Genomic DNA, 20,581 nt, shown 5'->3' with positions numbered 1-20,581 from the left:
GGCACAATTTTCCTTGCGATCGAACTCAGTCAGAAGACGATATGAGGGTGGGCAAAGCGAAGCGTGCCCACCATTCGCACCGCAGATGCGGAATAAGACGGTGGGCACGGCGCTATCGCGCCTTTGCCCACCCTACGAAGAAAGCCCGCTTACGTGTTCTTCAGCGCGACGCGGAATTCGGCTTCGGTCTTGGACTTGACCTCGTCGAGCGAGACGCCGTCGGCGAGTTCGATCAGGGCCATGCCGCCGTCGCCGTGCTTGTCGATGGTGAAGACGGCAAGATCCGTGACGACCATGTCGACCACGCGCTCGCCGGTCAGCGGCAGGTTGCACTGCTTCAGCAGCTTCGGGCCGTCCTTGGCCGAATGCTCCATCACCACGACGACGCGCTTGACGCCGGCGACGAGATCCATCGCGCCGCCCATGCCCTTGACCATCTTGCCGGGGATCATCCAGTTGGCGAGATCGCCGTTCTGGGCGACCTGCATGGCGCCGAGGATCGACAGATCCATGTGGCCGCCGCGGATCATGCCGAAGGAATCCGCCGAGGAGAAATAGCTGGTCGAAGGCAGCTCGCTGACGGTCTGCTTGCCGGCGTTGATCAGGTCCGCGTCCACCTCGTCCTCATAGGGGAACGGGCCCATGCCGAGCATGCCGTTCTCGCTCTGCAAGGAGACGTCCATACCGTCGGGGATGTAGTTCGAGACCAGCGTCGGGATGCCGATGCCGAGATTGACGTAATAGCCGTCACGCAATTCCTTTGCGGCGCGCGCAGCCATCTGTTCACGGGTCCAGGCCATCGTTGTGCTCCTGTCGATTCTTTAGTGGCGCATGATCTGATCGGAAAACCGGTGTCCACTTTTCCGGATCATGCGCTCGGGCGCGGGCGGGTGTTGCGGAATTCGATGCGCTTCTTGGCCGTGCCGACCTCGACGATGCGCTTCACGAAGATGCCGGGCGTGTGGATGTGGTCGGGATTGAGTTCGCCGGCCGGAACCAGATGCTCGACCTCCGCCACCGTGATCTTGGCGGCGGTTGCCATCATCGGGTTAAAGTTGCGCGCGGTCTTGCGATAGATGAGGTTGCCGGCGGTGTCGCCCTTCCAGGCATGCACGATGGCGAGGTCGGCGAACAGGCCGCGCTCCATCAGATACTTCTCGCCGTCGAACTCCTTCACTTCCTTGCCCTCGGCGATCAGCGTGCCGACGCCGGTCTTGGTGTAGAAGGCCGGGATGCCGGCGCCGCCGGCGCGGATGCGCTCGGCCAGCGTGCCCTGCGGGTTGAATTCGAGTTCCAGCTCGCCGGCGAGGAATTGCTGGGCGAACAGCTTGTTCTCGCCCACATAGGACGAGATCATCTTCTTGATCTGCCGGGTTTCCAGGAGGCGGCTGAGCCCGATGCCGTCGACGCCGGCATTGTTGGAGACGACCGTCAGCCCCTTGACGCCGGATTCGCGGATCGCGTCCGACAGCTCCTCGGCAATGCCGCAGAGGCCGAAGCCCCCCGACATGATCATCATGTTGTCTTTCAGAATGCCGTCGAGCGCCGACTTGGCGTCGGGATAGACCTTGTTCATGCAAAAAAACCTCGACTGAACCTTCGGCTTGCAGCCGCCGCACCTTGTTGGCGGCGATTATTAGGCGAAATCCTCCAAAGCCGTCAATGATACGGGGTTCTCCGGTCCGCGGGGCGGTGCTAGAAGCTGCCCACGCCGTGGGCAGAACCGCCCGCGGCCTTGAAAGCGACAAGAAAACCCATCAAGTTGCGGCACTTAACGTAACAGGGCTTGTAAGCTAACAAGACTTGTAACCTGACCAAACTTGTAGCCTAACAAACCTTGGGCGTGGGCGCGCAGGTCTCCCGGCCCGCCCTTCTGGACCAACAACCAACCCGATCAGGACATGCCATTGACCATGGCCCAAGGAATGAAGCGCCTCGGGACGCCGATCGCGGCGCTGCTCGGCGTCGCGCTGATCGCCCTGATCGCAACCTCATGGCTCATCAACCGCGACGCGTTGCGCAAGGCGGTGGAAGCACAGATCCGCGACGTCACCGGCCTGGAGCTCAACGTCGCGGGCAGCATCGACATCTCGGTGCTGCCGGCGAGCTACATCTCCTTCCATGACGTCGGCCTGAAGGGTGGCGGCACCAGCGATCCCGCACTCCATGTCGACGTGCTCACCGCCAATCTGCGGCTGCTGCCGCTGCTGCTGCAGCGGTTCGAGATCGCCGACCTGACGCTGCTCAGGCCGCGCATCCATATCAGCCTCAAGCCGGACGGCGAGAGCAACTGGACGCCCTTCATCCAGACCATTGCCCGCACCATGAAGCCCGGGGCCGACAACCAGGTGTCGTTCTCCGAGATCAGGATCCAGGACGGCATGCTCAATTACGAGGACGCCGCCACCCATTCCATCGAGAAGTTCGAGGACATCGATCTGTCGCTGGCCTGGCCGTCGATCTCGCGCTCCTTCGCCGCGACCGGGCAGTTCGACTGGCGCGGCGAGCGCGTCGACGGCTCGATCAGCTTTTCCGATTTCGTCGCCGCCCTCTCCGGCGACCGCTCGGGGCTGAAGGCGCGGATCGCCAGCGCGCCGCTCAAGCTCGCCTTCGACGGCAGCGTGGCCAACCGCACCAGCCCGATGATGGAGGGCATGCTCACCATCGACAGCCCGTCCCTGCGCAACGCGCTGCGCTGGACCGGACAGCCGCAGCCGGCCAGCGGCGGCTTCGGCCGCTTCGCGCTGAAGGCGCGCGCCAACGTGGTGGGCGCCTCGATCGCGCTCACCAATGTCAATGTCGAGCTCGACGGCAACACCGCCGAGGGCGTCATGACCTACGCCAACAACGGCCGACAGATGCTGCAGGCGACGCTCGCCGCCGACGCGCTCGACTTCACACCTTATATCTCGACCTTCCGCCTGCTCGCGAGCGGCGCCCGCGACTGGAACAGGCAGCTGTTCGATCTCAACGGGCTCTCGACCACCGATCTCGACATGCGCCTGTCGGCCGCGCGGCTGACGGTCGGACCAACGAAGCTCGGCCGGACCGCGATCGGCGCCAATTTGCGCAACGGCACGCTGGCGCTCTCGGTGGGCGAAGCCCAGGTCTATGGCGGCATCGCCAAAGGTTCGTTCGGCATCGCCCGCACCGACAGCGTCGCCGACATCAAGGCGCAGTTTCAGTTCACCGACGTCGACCTGCAGGCCTGTGCAACCGAGCTGTTCGGCCTCAACAAGCTGTCCGGACGCGGCAACATCAACGTCTCCCTCCTTGCCTCCGGCTCGAGCCCGTTCGGCCTCGTGCAGTCGCTCGACGGCAGTGCCACGGTAACCGGGCAGAACGGCGCGATCTCGGGCTTCAACGCCGAGCAGCTCCTGAAGCGGCTGGAGCGGCGGCCGCTGTCGGGCGGCGGCAATTTCCGCAGCGGCTCGACCCCTTACGACAAACTCACCATCGCGGTGAAATTCTCCGACGGCATCGCCACCGCCGAAGACATCCGTGTCGAAGGGCCGGCGGCGAAGATCACGCTCACCGGCACCGCATCGGTGCCGACGCGCGAATACGACATGAAGGGCGTGGCGAGCCTCAACAGTGCGTCGGGCTTCGAATTGCCTTTCGTGGTGCAGGGGCCCTGGGATGATCCCCTGATCTTCCCCGATCCGGAAAGCCTGATCCGCCGCTCGCCGGCTTCCGCGCCGCTGCTCGACATGCTCAAGGACCGCAAGGGGAGCGATGCCGTGCGCTCCGCGATCGAGCGCATCACCGGTGCAGGCAAGCGTCCCGCACCGGCGGAATCGCCGACGGCAGAGAACGCCAAAGAGAACGCCAAGTCGAACTAAAGCATGATCCGGAAAAGTGCGAAGCGGTTTTCCGGAAAGATCACGCGTAAACAACAACCTAAAGCGCGATGACGATTCATCCAAATCTCATCGCGCTTTAGACTGATCGGCGTCGCTTTCTTCGGGTTCAAGCGGCCGATTGCGTCGTCGAAATCCAGCTCTCGTTCTCCTGCACCACTGGTGCTCCGCCGATCGTCGTCCCGGCCGCGACCTCGAGAGTGGCGCCCTGCCCCAGTTCACGGGCCAACACCTCGCGATCACAGGCATCCTCCCACAGCGAAATGGTGATGGATGCGACACAGTTGCTGATCATGCTGGTCAGCGCCCGCGCTTCCGACATGAAGCGGTCGATGCCGACGAGCAGCGCCACGCCAGTCACAGGCAGATCCGGCATGACGGAGAGGGTCGCGACAAGCGCGACGAAGCCGCTGCCGGTGACACCGGCCGCCCCTTTGGACGTCAGCAGCATCAGTCCGAGCATCGCCGCGATCTGCCCCCACGACAGATGAATGTCGCAGGCCTGCGCGATAAAGATGGAGGCCAGGGTGAGATAAATGGCGCTGCCGTCCAGATTGAAGGAGTAGCCCATCGGCAACACGAGCCCTGACACGCCTTTCCGGCATCCGAGCTGCTCCAGCTTGCGCAGGGCGCCAGGCAGCGCCGGTTCGGACGACGACGTGCCGAGCACGATCAGCAGCTCTTCCTTGAAGTAGCGGATCGTCTTCCACAGGCTGAAGCCGTTCAGCCGCGCCAACGTGCCAAGCACGACCACCACGAAAACGGAGCAGGCGATATAGAAGGTCAGGATCAGCAGTCCGAGCGAGCCGATCGAACGGATGCCGTAGCGGCCCACCGTGAACGCCATGGCACCAAAGGCGCCGAGCGGAGCGAGCTTCATGATGAAGCCGAAGGACACGAAAAGCACTTGTGAGAACGAATCGACCGCCTTCGTCACCACAACGCCGCCATCGCCGGCGCGGCTCAGGCCAAAGGCGATCAGAATGGAGATCAACAGGACCGGCAGCACTTCGCCATCGGCAAACGCACCAAAGAAGGAGTGCGGGATGATGTGCAGCATGAAGTCCGTAAATCCGGTCGCCCCTGCCTGCTTGGTGAATTTTGCGGCCACCGACGGATCCAGCGTATTGACCGCAACATGCATGCCGACGCCCGGCTGGATCAGCGATACGGCCATCAGCCCGGCCAGCAGTGCGAGCACCGTCAGCAGGTAGAACAGCGCCATGGACTTCACCAGCGTGCGGCCGACCTCGCGGGAATCGCTGATGCTGTTGATGCCGCTCACAATGGTGCAGAACACGATCGGCGCGATCATCATCTTGACCAGCTTGACGAAGCCGTCGCCAAAGGGCTTCAGCGCGGCGCCGAATTCGGGCCAGAAATGGCCGGTGAGGACACCCAGCATCAGGCCGATCAGCACCTGGACATAGAGAATCAGGTAGAAAGGCTTTCCAGCCTCGGTGTTCGGGTGCCCAACCGGCGCTTCCTTGTGCATTCTCATTTCTCCCATGGCTCTGATTTTTTGTGATGGCTTCGGAAGCGGCGGGGTTCAGGCCGCCAGCACCGAATGAGGCACGTGTGATCGACGGGCGAAGACGTGGCCCTCGAAGATTCGCCGGGCCGTCCGCAGCACCCTGGCAACCGGGCCGGGTTCCAGCCGAACCACGAGATGGCCGGAGGGATGGGCGAGGGTGATCGGCACCGGCGGCGCCAGTGGTCCGACCATCTCTGCCGCGATCGTCCCGGGCGTGACGCATGCCGTCGCGATCGCGACAGCGCCGGTCACCGCCAGCGCGCTATGGCAGTCGTGCGGCATGAAGTATCTGGTGTTCAACGTCGCCTCGCCCCCGCGCGCAATCAGGACCGGCTTCGGGATCACCATTGCCGCGGAATCTGGAAAGCCCATCTGCCGTCCGGCCTCGATGCGCAAAGCTTCGAGACGCGCGCGAAAACGATTGTCGGCGAAGTCGGAGGGAGCCTCGCGGCCGGTCCATCCCAGATCCGCCGCGCGGACCAACATGACGGGCATCGCCGCGTCGATGCAGGTCACATCGATCCCTTCGATGCGATCGACCGGTCGTCCGGTTGGTAGGAGACGACCGGTGCGTGCGCCGGCCGCGTTGGGGAACGACAGCTCGATCGGCGCGGCCGTTCCCGGCACACCGTCAATCCGCGCCTCGCCGTCGTAAGTCACGCGCCCTGCGGGGGTCGGCACGGTCGCGTCAATCAGCTTGCCGGTATTGACGTTGTGGATGCGCACATGGGTGCGATTTGCGGCGGCGCCGACCAGGCCGGCTTCAATTGCGAATGGCCCCACGCCCGCGAGCATATTTCCGCAGTTCGGCGAGGTATCGACGATGCCTTCACGAACACGCACCTGGGCGAACAGGTAGTCGACATCGGCGCCGGGCACCGATGCCGGTCCGACGATCGCGACCTTGTTGATGACGGCATTGCCGCCGCCGATCCCGTCGATTCCAAGATCGTGTCCCCCTCCCATCACAGAGAGCAGGATCGCGTCGCGCAGTTTGGGGTCGGCCGGAAGATCGCGGGCCAGGAAAAACGGCCCGCGCGAGGTACCCCCGCGCATGACCACACAGGGAATGGCAATCTGATCGTTCATGGAGCTCTTCCGTTCGGCGACAACTTCGCCCGAGCCAAAGCATCGTCGACGAGAACTCTTTTGTGAAATGCAAATATCTGAGGTATTATTCCGATTACCGATATAATGGAGCCTTGTCATGAACGCGGAACTGCTCGACCTCAAGGCGTTCATCACCGTGGCGGAGACGGGAAGTTTCGTCCGTACCGCCAGGGCGCTGAACCTGTCGCAGCCGGCGCTCAGCCGACGCATTCAGAAACTGGAGGAAGGCCTTGGTGCGCCGTTGCTCGAACGGTCGACGCGCCACGTCAATCTCACCATGACGGGGCGCGACTTCCTGCCGAAGGTGCGCCGCCTCATCGACGAGTTCGAGACCTCGGTGCTCGCCATCCACGATATCGGCGCGCGAAGTTCAGGCCTGGTCTCGGTGGCTGCGGTGCCGACGGCGGTGTTCTATTTCCTGCCGCGTGCGATCGGCCGGTTTGCCGAAGCGTATCCACGCATTCGCATCCGGATTCTGGACATCGGTGCCAATGAGGGATTGGAAGCGGTCGCGCGCGGAGAAGCCGATTTCGGCATCAATTTCATCGGTGCGTCACATGCCGAAATCGAATTCGAGAAACTGGTCGAGGATCCCTTCGTCCTGGCCTGCCGTCATGACCATCCGTTGGCATCGCGCAAACAGGTCACCTGGTCGGAGATCGTGCCGCACCGGATCATCACGGTCGGTCGCAACAGCGGCAATCGCGCGCTGATCGACAATGCGTTGGCGCGGCATGGCCTGCAGCTGAACTGGTCCTATGAAGTCGCTCACCTCTCCGGCTCGCTTGGCCTCGTCGAAGCGGGACTTGGCATCGCCGTGCTGCCGAGGCTTGCGACGCCCGCCGCCGGTCATCCCATCATCCACACCATTCGGTTGAACGAGCCGGAAGTGTCGCGGACGATCGGAATCGTGCGCAGGCACGGGGCCACACTATCTCCTCATGCGAGCCAGTTTCTCAAGATGCTTCTCGAGGCCTGGCACACGCCTTCCGAGTCGAGCGGGCAAGACAAGCCGCGGTCCCGATCGGCTCAGGCAAATTCGAATGCCGTTTCGGCGGGCCGGAAGGGGAAACGCTGATAGCTCGGCGGCGCAGCGGTGCGAGGACCGTTCCCGTCGACACGGAAGTTCCTCGGATCAGCCCCGCCTTTTCAGAGGCATTTCAGTTCCTCCGGACACAGCCGGCTGCGTTGCGTTCGGTCTTCATACCGCTTACAAAGCCGGGCTTCGCCAGTCGCGAGCAGGTACGGAATTGCACATGGTCAGGCGATCAGAACGCAGAACCCGAATTGATTGCCGCGAATTGATGCGGCGATTGGATCGATGCGCACGTTAAGCATCTCCTCTGGCGCAAGCCCCACGACATAGGTCTGACAAGATGCCGCTAGATCGGCTCACCGCCATGCGCTAGTGTTTTACACGACCGGTTAAAAACACCGGCCGTTTGAGGGAGAAAAACGTGAGATCCAAGGTTATTGGCGCAGTGTCACTGGCGGTCGCTGCGGTTGGGCTGTTCGCGGTCACTGCACCCGCCTTTGCGCAGCAGAAGACGATTACGGTCTGGTGGGGCAAGGGCTTCTATCGCTCCGAAGACGACGCGCTGATCGATACGATCAAGAAATTCGAAGCCAAGACCGGCATCAAGGTCGAATTGTCGCAATACGCGATCCAGGACATGATTCCGAAGACGGTTGCCGCGCTCGATGCCGGCACCGTGCCCGATGTGGCCTATTCCGATTCGTACGACGTGCAGGCGCAGGGCAAGTGGGCCTATGAGGGCAAGCTCGAGGACCTCACTGACGTCATGGACCCGATCAAGGACCGGTTCGTACAGAACACGCTGGACGCCTCGATCCTCTATAACGACGTCGCCAAGAAGAAGGCCTATTACGGCTTCCCGCTGAAGCAGCAGAGCATGCACGTCCAGATCTGGAACGACATGCTGGAGAAGGCCGGCTTCAAGCAGAGCGACATCCCGAACGACTGGACGGGCTATTGGACGTTCTGGTGCGACAAGGTGCAGCCGGCGATCCGCAAGGCGACCGGCCAGCGCATCTACGCCGTCGGCCAGCCGATGGGCGTGGAATCCACCGACGCCTTCCAGTCGTTCTACACCTTCATGGACGCCTACCACGTCAAGCTGGTGGACAACGACGGCAAGCTCCTGGTCGACGATCCCACGGTTCGCGAGAACCTGATCAAGGCGATGAAGGACTACACCGACACCTATATCAAGGGCTGCACGCCGCCCTCCTCGACGACCTGGAAGGACCCGGACAACAACGTCGCCTTCCACAACAAGACCATCGTGATGACCCACAACTTCACGATCTCGATCGCGGCGAAGTGGTTCGAGGACTCCCAGAACCAGGCCCTGACCCAGGAGCAGCGCGACGCCGGCAAGAAGGCCTATGAGCAGGACATCATCACGGCGTCCTTCCCGAAGGCTCCGGACGGCTCGACAATCCGCTACCGCTCCGACGTCAAGACCGGACTGGTCTTCACCGCGGCCAAGAACAAGGCCGAGGCCAAGCAGTTCATCAGCTTCCTGCTCCAGGAAGAGAACGTCCGTCCCTATATCGAGGGCGCGCTCGGCCGCTGGTTCCCGGTGACGAAGGAAAGCCAGGAAAGCCCGTTCTGGCAGGCTGACAAGCACCGCAAGGCCGTCTACACGCAGTTCAAGGGCGGCACCGCGGCGTTCGACTTCACCAAGAACTGGAAGTTCACGATCCTGAACAACGAGAACGTGTGGGCGAAGGCTATGAACCGCGTCGTCAGCGAGAAGGTTCCGGTCGACAAGGCCGTCGACGAACTGATCGCCCGCATCAAGCAGGTCGCGGGCTAAGTGTTGCCCGCCCTCTCCCCGCAAGCGGGGAGAGGTAAGTAAGCAAACAACACCGGCCGCCTCGTGCGGCCGGAAGTCCTTCCAAAGAGTCCGAAAGAATGGCGATCACGCTCTCTGGCGATCAGGCACTCCCCGGCCCGCCCCTGTCGTCGCGGCTGACCCCGGCGCAGGTCTGGGGCATCATCCTGCTCGCGCCCTATCTGCTGGTTTTCCTGGCCTTCGTCGTCTATCCCGTCTGCTACGGGCTGTGGCTGGCGCGGGCCCCCGCGAACTATGTCGCGCTGTACAACGATCCGATCTTTGCGCGCGCTGCGGTCAACACGCTGATCTTCCTGGTCATCGGCATCAACATCAAGATGCTGATCGCGCTGCTCCTGTCCGGATTCTTCGCGCAGCAGCGCACCTGGATCAAATGGCTCTCGGTGATCTTCATCCTGCCCTGGGCGGTGCCGTCGATCCCGACCATCCTGTCGGTGCGCTTCATGCTCAATCCCGAGTGGGGCGTCATCAACCACCTCATCTTCTCCTTCACCGGCGATGACGGCCCTAACTGGCTGAACGACCCGACCGTGGCGCTCAGCATGGCGATCGGCGTGCACATCTGGAAGTCGCTGCCGTTCTGGACGCTGATCCTGATCACCGGACGCCTTGCGATCTCGCACGACCTGTTCGAGGCCGCCGAGGTGGACGGCGCGAGCTGGTGGCAGAAATTCCGCTACATCACCTGGCCGTCGATGCAGACGCTCTACGTGACCTGCACACTGCTCTCGATGATCTGGACGCTGGGCGATTTCAACAGCGTCTACCTGCTCACCGGCGGTGGCCCGGCCGACCTCACGCACGTGCTGTCGACGCTCGGCATCCGCTATCTCCGGCTCGACCAGCTCTCGCTCGCGATGGCCTCCATCGTCTGCGCGATGCCGTTCGTCCTGCCGCTCGTGTACTTCATGATGAAACGGTTGTCGCGATGAAGCTTCCCTCACTCCGTGACGTCGCGACGGAAGCGCGGCTGCTCCTGATCGGCATTCCCGTCTTCCTGTGGACGATGATTCCGATCTACCACATGTTCCTGTTCGCGATCTCGCCGAAGGAGGACGCGTTCTCGGGCAAGCTGTGGCCGGACCATCCGACGCTGCACAACTTCGAGATCGTGTTCAAGCAGCAGCATTACTTCCTGCGCGACTTCTACGTCCAGTTCTGGAATTCGACGCTGATCGCAGCGGCCGTCGGCGTGCTGACGCTGTTCATCGCCACGGCCGCGGCGTTCTCGATCTCGCGGCTGAAAGTGCCGGGCGGGCGCATCGTGTTGAACCTCGCGCTCTTCACCTATTTCATCCCCGCGGCGTTCCTCGCGGTGCCGATGTATCGCACCATGGGCAATTACGGCCTGCTCAACAATCACTGGTCGCTGATCCTGGCCATGGTGACGATCGCCAGCCCCTACGCGATCTGGGTGCTCAAGCAGGCCTCCGACAAGCTGCCGGTCGAGCTGGATGAAGCCGCGGTCATGGACGGCGCAACGACGCTGCAGATCTTCCGCCTGGTCTATCTGCCGCTCATGATGCCCTCGCTGGTCGCGATCGGCACCTATGCGGTGCTGCTGGCCTGGAACGAATACCTCTACGCGTTCCTGCTGCTGTCGAACGACCGCGAGATCACCCTCCCCGTCGCGCTCGGCAACTTCCTCGCCGCCGACGACTCGCCGTGGGAGCTGCTGATGACCACCGGTTTCATCTACGCGCTGCCGCCGGCCGCGGTCTATTACGCCTTCCGCCGCTACATGGTGGGCGGGCTCACGGCGGGTGCGGTGAAGTCGTAAATGACTGTCATTCCGGGGCGATGCGGAGCATCGAACTATGGTGCGCAATTGCGCACCTGGGAATCTCGAGATTCCGGGTTCGCGCTACGCGCGACCCGGAATGACACCTTCTCCTAAAGCGGCGCCGCGCTCTCGCCCTGCGAGCTCGACAGCTTCGAGGCGAGCGAGGCGATGACGATGACGACCGCGATCAGGGCGATCACCAGCGTGCAGATCGCGTTGATCTCGGGCTTCACCCCCAATCGCACCTCAGAATAGATCCGGATCGGCAGCGTGGCCGAACCGGGGCCGGTGGTGAAGCTTGCAATCACGAGATCGTCCAGCGACAGCGTGAAGGCCAGCATCCAGCCGGCAACGATCGCGGGCGCGATCAGCGGCAAGGTCACCGACACGAACGCGCGGACCGGGTTGCAGCCGAGGTCCATCGCCGCCTCCTCCAGCGAGCGATCGAGCGAGCCGAGACGGGACTGCACGACCACCGCGACGAAGCACATCGTCAGCGTGGTGTGGGCGATCGTCACCGTCCAGAAGCCGCGCTCGGCATTCAGCGCCACGAACAGCAGCAGCAGCGACAATCCGGTGATCACCTCCGGCATTACCAGCGGCGCATAGAGCATGCCGGAGAACAGCGTGCGGCCGCGAAACCGCTCGCCGCGCGACAGCGCCACCGCCGCGAGCGTACCGAGCAGCGTGGCGATGGTCGCGGAGGAGGCCGCAACCCGCAGGCTCATCCAGGCCGCCTCGATCATGGCGCGGTCATTGAAGAATTCGCGATACCAGCGCAGCGACCAGCCGCCCCACACCGTCACCAGCCGCGAGGCGTTGAAGGAGTAGAGAACAAGGATCAGGATCGGCAGGTAAAGGAACGCCAGCCCCAGCGCCAGCGAGGCGATGTTGAAGCGGGACAGGCGGGAGACCTTGCGCATCGCCCTACCTTTCCTGTTCGAGTTGCCGCTTCTGCAACCGCTCATACAGCAATAGCGGCACCAGCAGCACCACCAGAAGCACGATGGCTGCGGCAGAGGCGACCGGCCAGTCCTTGTTGGTGAAGAATTCGAGCCACAGGGTCTGGCCGATCATCAGCGAATTGGAGCCGGCCAAGAGATCAGGGATGACGAATTCGCCGACGATGGGGATGAAGCACAGCAGCACGCCGGCACCGACGCCGGGCAGCGACAGCGGAAAGGTGACGAGCCAGAACACTTGCCAGGGCGGCGCGCCGAGATCGGAGGCCGCCTCCTCCAGCACCGGCTCCATCTTGGCGAGCGTGGCGTAGAGCGGCAGGATCATGAACGGCAAATACGAATAGACGATGCCGATATACATCGCGGTGTCGGTGGAGAGCCACACCACGGGCTGGCTGACCAGATGCAGCGCCAGCAGGATCTGGTTGAGCAGGCCATCATGCTGGAGGATGTTAATCCAGGCATAGATGCGGATCAGGAACGAGGTCCAGAACGGCACGATCACCAGCACCATCGCCACCGCCTGCCAGCGTTTTGGCAATCGCGCCATGCCGTAGGCGATGGGATAGCCGATCAGCAGCAGCAGCGCGGTCGCGGTGATCGCGACGGTGAGGCTGCGGACATAAGCAAAGACATAAATGTCGTCGGAGCCGAGCAGCCGGAAATTGTCGATCGACAGCGCGGCAAAGGCGGCCTTGAGCGCTTCCCATCCTGCCGTCAGGTCGAACACCGGCTCGTAAGGCGGCTGGGCGATCGCGGTCTGTGACAGGCTGATCTTGAGCACGAAGGCGAACGGCACCAGGAAGAACAGCGCCATCCAGACATAGGGCGCGATCGCGGCAAAGCGCGCCGGGCGCGCGAAGATGCGGCGCGAGCTCATGACGGCAGCACCACGCAATCATCGGGCGTGAACCAGGCGACGACATGCTGGTTCAGGCTGTAGGCGTCGACGTCGATGCGCGCGCTGTTGGCGACGGAGGCCTGCAGCATCCCGCCGGTGTCGAGCTTCACCTTGTAGGTGGTGGTGCCGCCGAGATAGCAGATGTCGGCGATGACGCCGTCGAGGGTGTTGATCGCCGTCTCACGACCGGCCTCGCTCACGGGAGCGCGGCGCGACAGCTTGACCTTCTCGGGGCGGATCGCGATCGCGAATTTTCCCGCGCCGACCGGCTCGCGCGGCTCGGCCACCACCAGCGCACCCGCGTCACGCGTGCCGATGACCAGACGATGACCGTCGCGCAATTTGGACTCGCCGTCGAACAGATTGATGTCGCCGACGAACTCCGCGATCCAGCGCGAGCGCGGCGCTTCGTAAAGCTCGCGCGGGCTCGCGACCTGGGCGAGCTTGCCGGCCTTCATCACGCCGATCCGGCTCGCCATCGTCATCGCCTCCTCCTGATCGTGGGTGACGATGATGAAGGTCATGCCGAGCCGGCGCTGCAGCTCCATCAGCTCGCCTTGCGTGTTTTCGCGCAACTTCTTGTCCAGCGCGGCAAGCGGCTCGTCGAGCAGCAGCAATTGCGGCCGGCGCGCCAGGGCGCGGGCGAGCGCCACGCGCTGGCGCTGGCCGCCGGAGAGCTGGTCCGGCTTGCGCTTCTCCAGGCCCTCGAGCTTCACCAGCGCGACCATCTCCGCAACGCGCGTGGCGATGTCGGCGCGCGCCATGCCGGCACGCTTCAGGCCGAAGGCGATGTTGTCGCGCACCGACAGATGCGGAAACAGCGCATAGTTCTGGAACATCATGTTGATCGGACGCTCGTGCGGCAGCGCCTGCGCAATATCCTTGCCGCCTAGCAAAATGCGCCCCTCGTCCGGCGCCTCGAAGCCGGCGAGCATGCGCAGCAGCGTGGTCTTGCCGCAGCCGCTGGGGCCCAGCAGGGCGAAGAACTCGCCAGCCTTGATGTCGAGCGACACGCCGGCCACGGCCCGGAACGTCCCAAAGGTCTTGGCGACAGCCTCGATGCGCAGCAGCGGCTGACCCGCCGCGGGAAATGCATCTCCGCCAGCGGCTTCGGCCGCAACGTCCGCTCCGGGCAACTCTTTCGCCATGGTCCCTGCCAACCCCGATTCCGCCGCACGCTAGCGGCCGATCGTCCCTAGCTCAACCGGTTCGGGGAAGATCGTCCCGGATAGGCGTTCGTACATTGCAGCCCTGTAGCCCGGATGGAGCGTCAGCGTAATCCGGGACGGTCCATCGTTGGTAAGACATTCCCGGATTGCGCTTCGCTCCATCCGGGCTACGGCACTGTCTAGCTCACACCCGCCATGAACGCAGCCAGCGCGTCGCGATCCGCCGCAGGCATTGTCAGGCCGAGCTTGGAACGGCGCCATAGAACGTCATCCGGAAAACGCGCCCATTCGTGGGCCATGAGATAGCGCACCTCGGCGCCGGTCAGCTCGGGGCCAAAAGCGGGGCCGAGCTCGTCGCGGCTCTTCGCCTCGCCGAGCACTGCGGGCAACCGTGAACCATAGGCCGCGACCAGACGCTGGGCCTCTGGCTCCGACAGAAAGCGCCAGCGGTCGCGCGCGAGGTCGACCTCGGTGTCGAAACGGTCCCAGGCGAAATCTCCACCGGGCAACGCCGCGCCCGCGGTCCAGGGCGGCGACATCGGGTAGAACGGGGTCAGCTTCGTCACCGCCCGCTCTGCACGGAGGCGCGAGGTGGTGACGTCGCCGCCGAACAACGTGAGCAGCGGCGCCTTGCGCCGGCGCGCATGGAACAGCGTCGTGCCCTCGCGCCCGCGCGCGGACGCCAGCGCCAAATTGACGCCGGAGACCGTGCGGACCACGTCAATCGGGGCGACGCGCTCGCGGAAATAGCGGCTGGCGGCGTCGCAGAGATAGCTGACGTCGGCGCCGGGCATCGCGACGATGGCGGGATCGCCGGTGAAAGCATGGGTGACCGTGCCGATCAGCGTGAAGTCGCGCTCGAGGGGCCGGGCGAAGATCAGCCGGCCATCATTGTGCTGGAAGACATAGACGTTTTCGGAATCGAACAGGCGCGGCACCACGATCTGGCTCATCTGCATGGCCGCCATCGCCGGCTGCGGCTGCCGCAGCACGGTCTCCGCGACCATCGAGGTCCAGGCGCCGGTGGCGTTGGCCAGCGCCCGCGCCGTGACCGCACGGCGATAACCGCGATCGACCACGGCGAGCCGCCAGGTATCGGTTCGATCGGCACGGACGCAGCGCGCCCCGGTCCGGATCGCAGCGCCGCGTTCGGCGGCATCCAGCGCCGTGAGCACCACCAGGCGGGAATCATCGACGACGCAGTCCCAATATTCGAACGCCGTGCCGAATGGACGTTTCAGTGCGTTGCCGACCGGATGATGCGTGATGTCGAGGGTCGCCGAGGGCGGCAGGCCGCCCCGGTTCGTGAGGCCGTCATAAACATAGAGACCGGCGCGCAATAGCCATGGCGGACGCTCCTCGGAATGCGCAGGGATCACGAAGCGCATCGGCCGGACCAGGTGCGGTGCGATCCGGAGCCAGATCCGGCGCTCGGCGAGCGCCCGGCGCACCCGCCAGAAGCCGCGACGCTCCAGCACCGACAGGTCGCCATGGATCAGCCGCGGTGTCGCCGATGACGCGGCGCCGGCGAGATCACCCTGCTCGAACAGAATCACGCGCAGGCTGCGGCCGGCCGCATCGCGCGCGAGGCTGACACCGTTCAGGCCGCCGCCGATGATCGCAAGGTCGTAATCCGCCATGAAACCGTCGAGAGGGAGCGAAGCTCACCATCCCTAGGGCCATTTTCGTTCCGATGAAATCGGAACGGGCTCCAGATTTTTGTTTCGGCGCGTTTTCTTGACGCGAACCGGTATCCACTTCGCTCGAAAACGCTCTAACCGGTCTTGAGCGCAAGCTCCATGGTCTCGGTGCGGCCGACGAGATCGGCATATTTGCCGATCGGCAGGGGCTTGCCGAGCAGATAGCCCTGCACGCCGTCGCAGCCCTCCTTGGCGAGGAAGGTGAGCTGTTCGACCGTCTCGACGCCCTCGGCGATGATCGACATTTCGAGGCCGTGGCCGAGATCGATCACGGCACGCACGATCGCCGCCGATTGCGGGTTGCGGCCGAGATTGATGATGAAGGCGCGGTCGATCTTGATCTTGTCGAACGGGAACGCCTGGAGATAGCTCAGCGAGGAATAGCCGCTGCCGAAATCGTCCATCGAGATGCGAACCCCGAGCGCCTTCAGGCGGCGCAGGAGCGCCAAGCCGCGATCAAAATCTTCGATCAGCACGCCCTCGGTGATCTCGAGCTCGAGCCGGCCGGGCGCAAGGCCCGTCTCGATCAGGATGGAATGGACGAGGCCTACCACGTCGCCGTGCATGAACTGCGCCGGCGACAAATTGACCGCGACCTGGAGCGGCTTCGGCCAGGACGCCGCCTCGCGGCAGGCCTCGCGCAGGATCCACTCGCCCATCTCGACGATCAGGCCGCTCTCCTCGGCGATCGGGATGAATTCGGCCGGCGAGACCTGGCCGCGGACCGGATGCTGCCAGCGCGCCAATGCCTCGAAGCCGATGATCTCGCTCTCTGCGACGCTGAGGCCCGCGGCCCCCTGCGGCTGGAAGGCGAGCGAGAGCTCGCCGTTCTTGATCGCCATCGACAGGTCCTGGTGCAGCACGCGGCGATCGCGGATCTGCTGGTCCATCTCCGGCTGGTAGAGGCTGATCGTGCCGCGCGACTTCTGCTTGGCGCGGAACAGCGCCGCGCCGGCATTAGCGAGCAGCGAGGCGCCATCAGCGCCATTGTGCGGGAAGATCGACATGCCGGTGGTGACGCCGGCACGGACCGGCCGGCCGTCGATCTGGAACTCCTGCGCGACGGCTTCGCCGATCTGCTGCGCCAGCGCGAGGCCCGCCTCCGGCTGCTTGCCGTCGATGATCAGACCGAACTCGTCGCCGGACAGGCGCGCCACCACGCCGCCCCGTGCGGAGTCCTGGAGCCGCTGGGCCACCTCGATCAGGAGCTTGTCGCCGAGCGCATGGCCGAAGACGTCGTTGACCTCCTTGAGCCCGTCGAGGTCGACGCAGAGGACGGCAAATTCCTCGCCGGTGCCTTCGCAGGCCTCGATCATCTGGGTCAGAGCCTGCAGGAAGGCGGCGCGGTTCGGCAGATCGGTGAGACCGTCATGATAGGCCATGTGCGCCATGCGCGACTCGGTCTGCCGGCGGTCGGTGACGTCTTCGTGGGTCTTGATCAGATATTGCGGCTCGCCGGCATCGCTGAGCACCGTGGCGCGGCGGGTCAGGAACAGCCGCAGGCCGTCCTTGGTGGAGATCGGATGCTCCTCGGTGATCATCCCGCGCTTCTTGATCGCCGCCTCGTCGCGGGCGATGATCAGCTTGGCTTCCTTGGGATTGAAGATGTCGGACGCGGTCAGGCCCGTGGCTTCCTCGCGCCGGCGGTTGAGGATCGTCTCGGCGCTGCGGTTGGCGAGGAGATAACGGCCGTCCTTGACCTGCTCCACGATCAGCGCGACCGGGATATTGTCGACCACGAGCTCGAGGAACTTCTTGGTGCTCTCCAGCTCCTGGGATAGCGAGCGGCGGTCGGTGATGTCCTCGAACACCAGCAGCAGGAATCCGGGCCTGTTGGCTTCGTTGCGGACCGCGATGCGGATCGAGGCGACCATGCGCCTCTCCCCACCGCGCTCGACCTCGAACTCGTTGCGGAATTGACCGTCCGGCGAATTGAGTGCCGCCCGGTCGGTCGCCTCGATGCTGGCCGCCGAGACGGGCGCAAACAGCTCGCGTGCATTCTTGCCGACGACGTGATCCCGTGAGAAGCCCCAGAAGCGCTCATAGGCCGTGTTCGCGAAGATGTAACGGCCGTCCTCGATGTTCTTGGCAGCAACGCAGGCCGGCACGTTGTCCAGCACGGTTTCCAGGAACTGCTTGGTCGAGGCGAGCTGCCGCGACAGCCTGCGCTGCTCGCTGACATCAAGATGCGTCGCCACCGAGCCGCCGTTCGGCAGCACGTAATATTTCACCAGGATGGCGCGGCCATCAGGCAGTTCCGTGATCAGGCCGTTGGGGCTCGCCGCCTTCTCGAAGAACTCGTCGTCGGAGGTGCCGCCGAGCACGCCGCGCTTGCGTCGCAGATCGAGGAGCTCGTGGCCGTTCATGTCGGCCCAGAGATCGGACCGCGACAGGCCGTAGATGTCGAGATAGCGGTCGTTGCAGAAGATGATGCGCCGCTGCGCATCCGTCATGACCACGCCCTGGTTGAGATTGTTCATGGCGGAGGAGACGAAGGCATTGCGCCGCAGCTGCAACCGCCGGGTCCGACGCAGCGCCGAATGGACCCACAACGCGACGGCCGCCAGGAACGCGCAGACGACGACGCCCGCGATCAGGACTTCCCAGATCACGTTGGGATCGAGCTTGTCGAAGTAGCTTGGCGCGGCAAGGCTGTCCGAGAGCGCAAAGGCGCGCGCAGGCGCGACCGCGCCGGCCAGGCACAAGACGGCCTGCACAGCAATCGGAAGCGTGCTGCCCACGTGCCAGTTCTTCTCAGCCATCAGCCACCCGCGATTTCAACGTCGGATTGTCTGGCCTCGCGGGTTTGGATCGGGTAAACGCCTGTACGCGCAACAGAAAAATGTGACGCCAAACACGGCAATTGCCCTGACATGATAAATGCTTCCTTAACGGAAAACGGCCCCGCGCCCTCGTTCCCAGGTTCGATGCCACCGGCGCTTCCAGCGGACATCCTGCACAACCATGGATAAGGTCGACTGCATCGTCATCGGAGCCGGCGTGGTCGGGCTTGCGGTGGCTCGGAAGCTCGCGCAGGCCGGGCGCGAGGTGATCGTGCTCGAGGAGGCCGAGGCCATCGGCACCATCACCTCCTCGCGCAACAGCGAGGTGATCCATGCCGGCATCTACTACCGCGCCGGGAGCTGGATGGCGCGGATGTGCGTCAGCGGCAAGCACGCGCTCTATCGCTACTGCGCCGAGCGCGGCATCCCCCACATGAATTGCGGCAAGCTGATCGTCGCGACCAATGCGAAAGAGACCGAGAAGCTGCAATCGATCAAGGCGCACGCCGAGGCCAATGGCGTGCTCGACATGCAGCTGCTCACGGGCGAGGCCGCACGCGCGCTGGAGCCTGCCCTCGCCTGTGACGCCGCGCTGCTCTCACCCTCGACCGGCATCATCGACAGCCACGCCTACATGCTCTCGCTGCGCGGCGAGGCCGAGGAAGCAGGCACCGCCTTCGCGTTTCACACCCCGCTGCTCCGCGCCAAGGCGGCGGCCGGCGTGATCGAGGTCGAGGCTGGTGGCGAGGCGCCGATGACGCTGCAATGCAGCCTCCTCGTCAACGCCGCGGGTCTCTCGGCGACGACGGTCGCGCGCAATATCGAGGGCATGCCGCTGGACCGGATTCCGCCGGCCTATCTCGCCAAGGGAAACTACTTCAGCTGCAGCGCCAGGGCGCCGTTCTCGCACCTGATCTATCCGGTCCCCGAGCCCGGCGGATTAGGGGTGCATTTGACGCTGGATATGGCAGGGCAGGCGCGTTTCGGGCCCGACGTCGAGTGGATCGAGACGATCAACTACGAGGTCGATCCGTCGCGCGCCGAACGCTTTTATCCGGCCATCCGCAAATACTGGCCGACGCTGCCCGACGGCGCGTTGATGCCGAGCTATTCGGGCATCCGCCCGAAGATCGTGCCGCCGGCGGTGGCCACGCAGGATTTCCTGATGCAGGGGCCGCGCGATCACGGCGTCGCAGGTCTGATCAACCTGTTCGGCATCGAATCGCCGGGACTGACATCCTCGCTCGCGATCGCCGATCACGTCGCCGAGCTCGCAGAGATCTAGGCCACGCGCAACGATGATTGCGCGCGGTCTCGCACCTTGCAGCAGGGATGAGCGCAAAGGCTCTCATCCCTGCCTGAAAGGTACGATCAACTCAACACTGTTACGGGGGTTACTAGTGGAGCGTATCGCCTTGCTTCAGACGCTCGATCTGGTCCTTGACCATCAACTTCCGGCGCTTCAACTCAACAATTTGCAGGTCGTCTGTTGAAAGGTGCACGAGAGCTTCGTGCAATTCGTTTTCGAGAAGTTTGTGTTTCCGCTCCAATTCAACAAGATGTGCCTGAATTGTCATTCGAAACCTCCTCGGTAGGGTTGAACCTCAGGATTCGATCCGGACGGCGAAGTCTACATCACCGATTCGTTCTGTCGATGGGTATCCGTCGCCGCAGCGTCATTTTTGAAAATACATATGTAATGAAGCGTGAGTACGGAACCTCGCGGGAAAAATCCATGATATCAATGCGCTTGCGCAGCGCCGCAGCGAACCGTTGAAATATCTTGCGAGAGATCGGTGAGCGACGGCCCGAGATCGCTTGCGGTCACGACGCGCAAGGACGATAATTTCCACAGGGCATCCACAGCCCAGATCACACGCCTTTCGGTTTTCGGCCA

Annotated in this window: 16 protein-coding genes; 6 read left to right on the top strand and 10 right to left on the bottom strand. The window is 63.9% G+C overall.

Annotated elements, in window-relative coordinates; all coding sequences use genetic code 11:
* Positions 1 to 149 precede the first annotated feature (149 nt).
* Together JQ592_RS34315 and JQ592_RS34310 are read right to left on the bottom strand one after the other, a co-directional pair.
* Positions 150 to 800 carry a 3-oxoacid CoA-transferase subunit B gene (locus JQ592_RS34315; RefSeq protein WP_211407130.1) on the bottom strand — a complete coding sequence of 217 codons (651 nt, stop codon included), beginning with the start codon at positions 798 to 800 and terminating at the stop codon, positions 150 to 152.
* A 68-nt stretch (positions 801 to 868) separates the two neighbouring features.
* Positions 869 to 1,576, bottom strand: coding sequence for a CoA transferase subunit A (locus JQ592_RS34310; RefSeq protein ID WP_028178645.1), 708 nt, complete (start codon positions 1,574 to 1,576; stop codon positions 869 to 871).
* A 337-nt stretch (positions 1,577 to 1,913) separates the two neighbouring features.
* Here JQ592_RS34310 and JQ592_RS34305 point away from each other — a divergent pair, with 337 nt between their 5' ends.
* The gene (locus JQ592_RS34305; RefSeq protein WP_211407162.1) at positions 1,914 to 3,842 is read left to right on the top strand and encodes an AsmA family protein; all 1,929 of its coding nucleotides are present in this window, start codon (positions 1,914 to 1,916) and stop codon (positions 3,840 to 3,842) included.
* 127 nt (positions 3,843 to 3,969) lie between these two features.
* Here the strand turns inward: JQ592_RS34305 and dctA are convergent, their stop codons facing one another.
* A complete protein-coding gene (gene dctA / locus JQ592_RS34300; RefSeq protein ID WP_211407129.1) occupies positions 3,970 to 5,355 on the bottom strand; it encodes a C4-dicarboxylate transporter DctA in 1,386 nt (461 codons plus the stop codon).
* A 54-nt stretch (positions 5,356 to 5,409) separates the two neighbouring features.
* Positions 5,410 to 6,483, bottom strand: a complete 1,074-nt coding sequence (locus JQ592_RS34295) for a 4-oxalomesaconate tautomerase (protein WP_211407128.1) — start codon at positions 6,481 to 6,483, stop codon at positions 5,410 to 5,412.
* A gap of 118 nt (positions 6,484 to 6,601) precedes the next feature.
* On the opposite strand from JQ592_RS34295, the gene JQ592_RS34290 reads away from it, so the two are divergent.
* From JQ592_RS34290 to JQ592_RS34275, 4 genes are all read left to right on the top strand, one after another.
* The gene (locus JQ592_RS34290) at positions 6,602 to 7,582 is read left to right on the top strand and encodes a LysR family transcriptional regulator (protein ID WP_211407127.1); all 981 of its coding nucleotides are present in this window, start codon (positions 6,602 to 6,604) and stop codon (positions 7,580 to 7,582) included.
* A 379-nt stretch (positions 7,583 to 7,961) separates the two neighbouring features.
* Positions 7,962 to 9,347 (top strand): ABC transporter substrate-binding protein, encoded by a 1,386-nt coding sequence (locus tag JQ592_RS34285; protein WP_211407126.1) that lies wholly within the window; start codon positions 7,962 to 7,964, stop codon positions 9,345 to 9,347.
* Positions 9,348 to 9,445: 98 nt separating this feature from the next.
* Entirely contained in the window at positions 9,446 to 10,318 is an 873-nt protein-coding gene (locus tag JQ592_RS34280) for a carbohydrate ABC transporter permease (RefSeq protein WP_211407125.1), read from the top strand.
* The gene (locus tag JQ592_RS34275; RefSeq protein WP_063694052.1) at positions 10,315 to 11,166 is read left to right on the top strand and encodes a carbohydrate ABC transporter permease; all 852 of its coding nucleotides are present in this window, start codon (positions 10,315 to 10,317) and stop codon (positions 11,164 to 11,166) included. Before JQ592_RS34280 ends, JQ592_RS34275 begins: the two co-directional genes overlap by 4 nt.
* Before the next feature lie 113 nt (positions 11,167 to 11,279).
* On the opposite strand, the gene JQ592_RS34270 is transcribed toward JQ592_RS34275, so the two are convergent.
* From JQ592_RS34270 to JQ592_RS34250, 5 genes are all read right to left on the bottom strand, one after another.
* Entirely contained in the window at positions 11,280 to 12,092 is an 813-nt protein-coding gene (locus JQ592_RS34270; protein WP_211407124.1) for an ABC transporter permease, read from the bottom strand.
* A gap of 4 nt (positions 12,093 to 12,096) precedes the next feature.
* Positions 12,097 to 13,011 (bottom strand): ABC transporter permease, encoded by a 915-nt coding sequence (locus JQ592_RS34265; RefSeq protein ID WP_211407123.1) that lies wholly within the window; start codon positions 13,009 to 13,011, stop codon positions 12,097 to 12,099.
* The gene (locus JQ592_RS34260; protein WP_211407122.1) at positions 13,008 to 14,180 is read right to left on the bottom strand and encodes an ABC transporter ATP-binding protein; all 1,173 of its coding nucleotides are present in this window, start codon (positions 14,178 to 14,180) and stop codon (positions 13,008 to 13,010) included. The genes JQ592_RS34265 and JQ592_RS34260 overlap by 4 nt, the downstream gene beginning before the upstream one ends.
* 200 nt (positions 14,181 to 14,380) lie before the next feature.
* Complete coding sequence (locus JQ592_RS34255; RefSeq protein ID WP_211407121.1) at positions 14,381 to 15,841, bottom strand: glycerol-3-phosphate dehydrogenase; 1,461 nt, start codon at positions 15,839 to 15,841, stop codon at positions 14,381 to 14,383.
* 134 nt (positions 15,842 to 15,975) lie between these two features.
* The gene (locus JQ592_RS34250; protein ID WP_211407120.1) at positions 15,976 to 18,663 is read right to left on the bottom strand and encodes a sensor domain-containing protein; all 2,688 of its coding nucleotides are present in this window, start codon (positions 18,661 to 18,663) and stop codon (positions 15,976 to 15,978) included.
* A gap of 202 nt (positions 18,664 to 18,865) precedes the next feature.
* Between JQ592_RS34250 and JQ592_RS34245 the strand changes: the two genes are divergently transcribed.
* On the top strand, positions 18,866 to 19,969 hold the full coding sequence (locus tag JQ592_RS34245) for an NAD(P)/FAD-dependent oxidoreductase (protein WP_211407119.1): 1,104 nt from the start codon (positions 18,866 to 18,868) through the stop codon (positions 19,967 to 19,969).
* A 112-nt stretch (positions 19,970 to 20,081) separates the two neighbouring features.
* Here the strand turns inward: JQ592_RS34245 and JQ592_RS34240 are convergent, their stop codons facing one another.
* Complete coding sequence (locus tag JQ592_RS34240; protein WP_025034152.1) at positions 20,082 to 20,261, bottom strand: YdcH family protein; 180 nt, start codon at positions 20,259 to 20,261, stop codon at positions 20,082 to 20,084.
* Positions 20,262 to 20,581: the final 320 nt, after the last annotated feature.

Source organism: Bradyrhizobium iriomotense, from assembly GCF_018129405.1.
GTDB classification, from domain to species: domain Bacteria; phylum Pseudomonadota; class Alphaproteobacteria; order Rhizobiales; family Xanthobacteraceae; genus Bradyrhizobium; species Bradyrhizobium iriomotense_B.
This window is presented reverse-complemented; position numbering and strand designations above follow the sequence as displayed.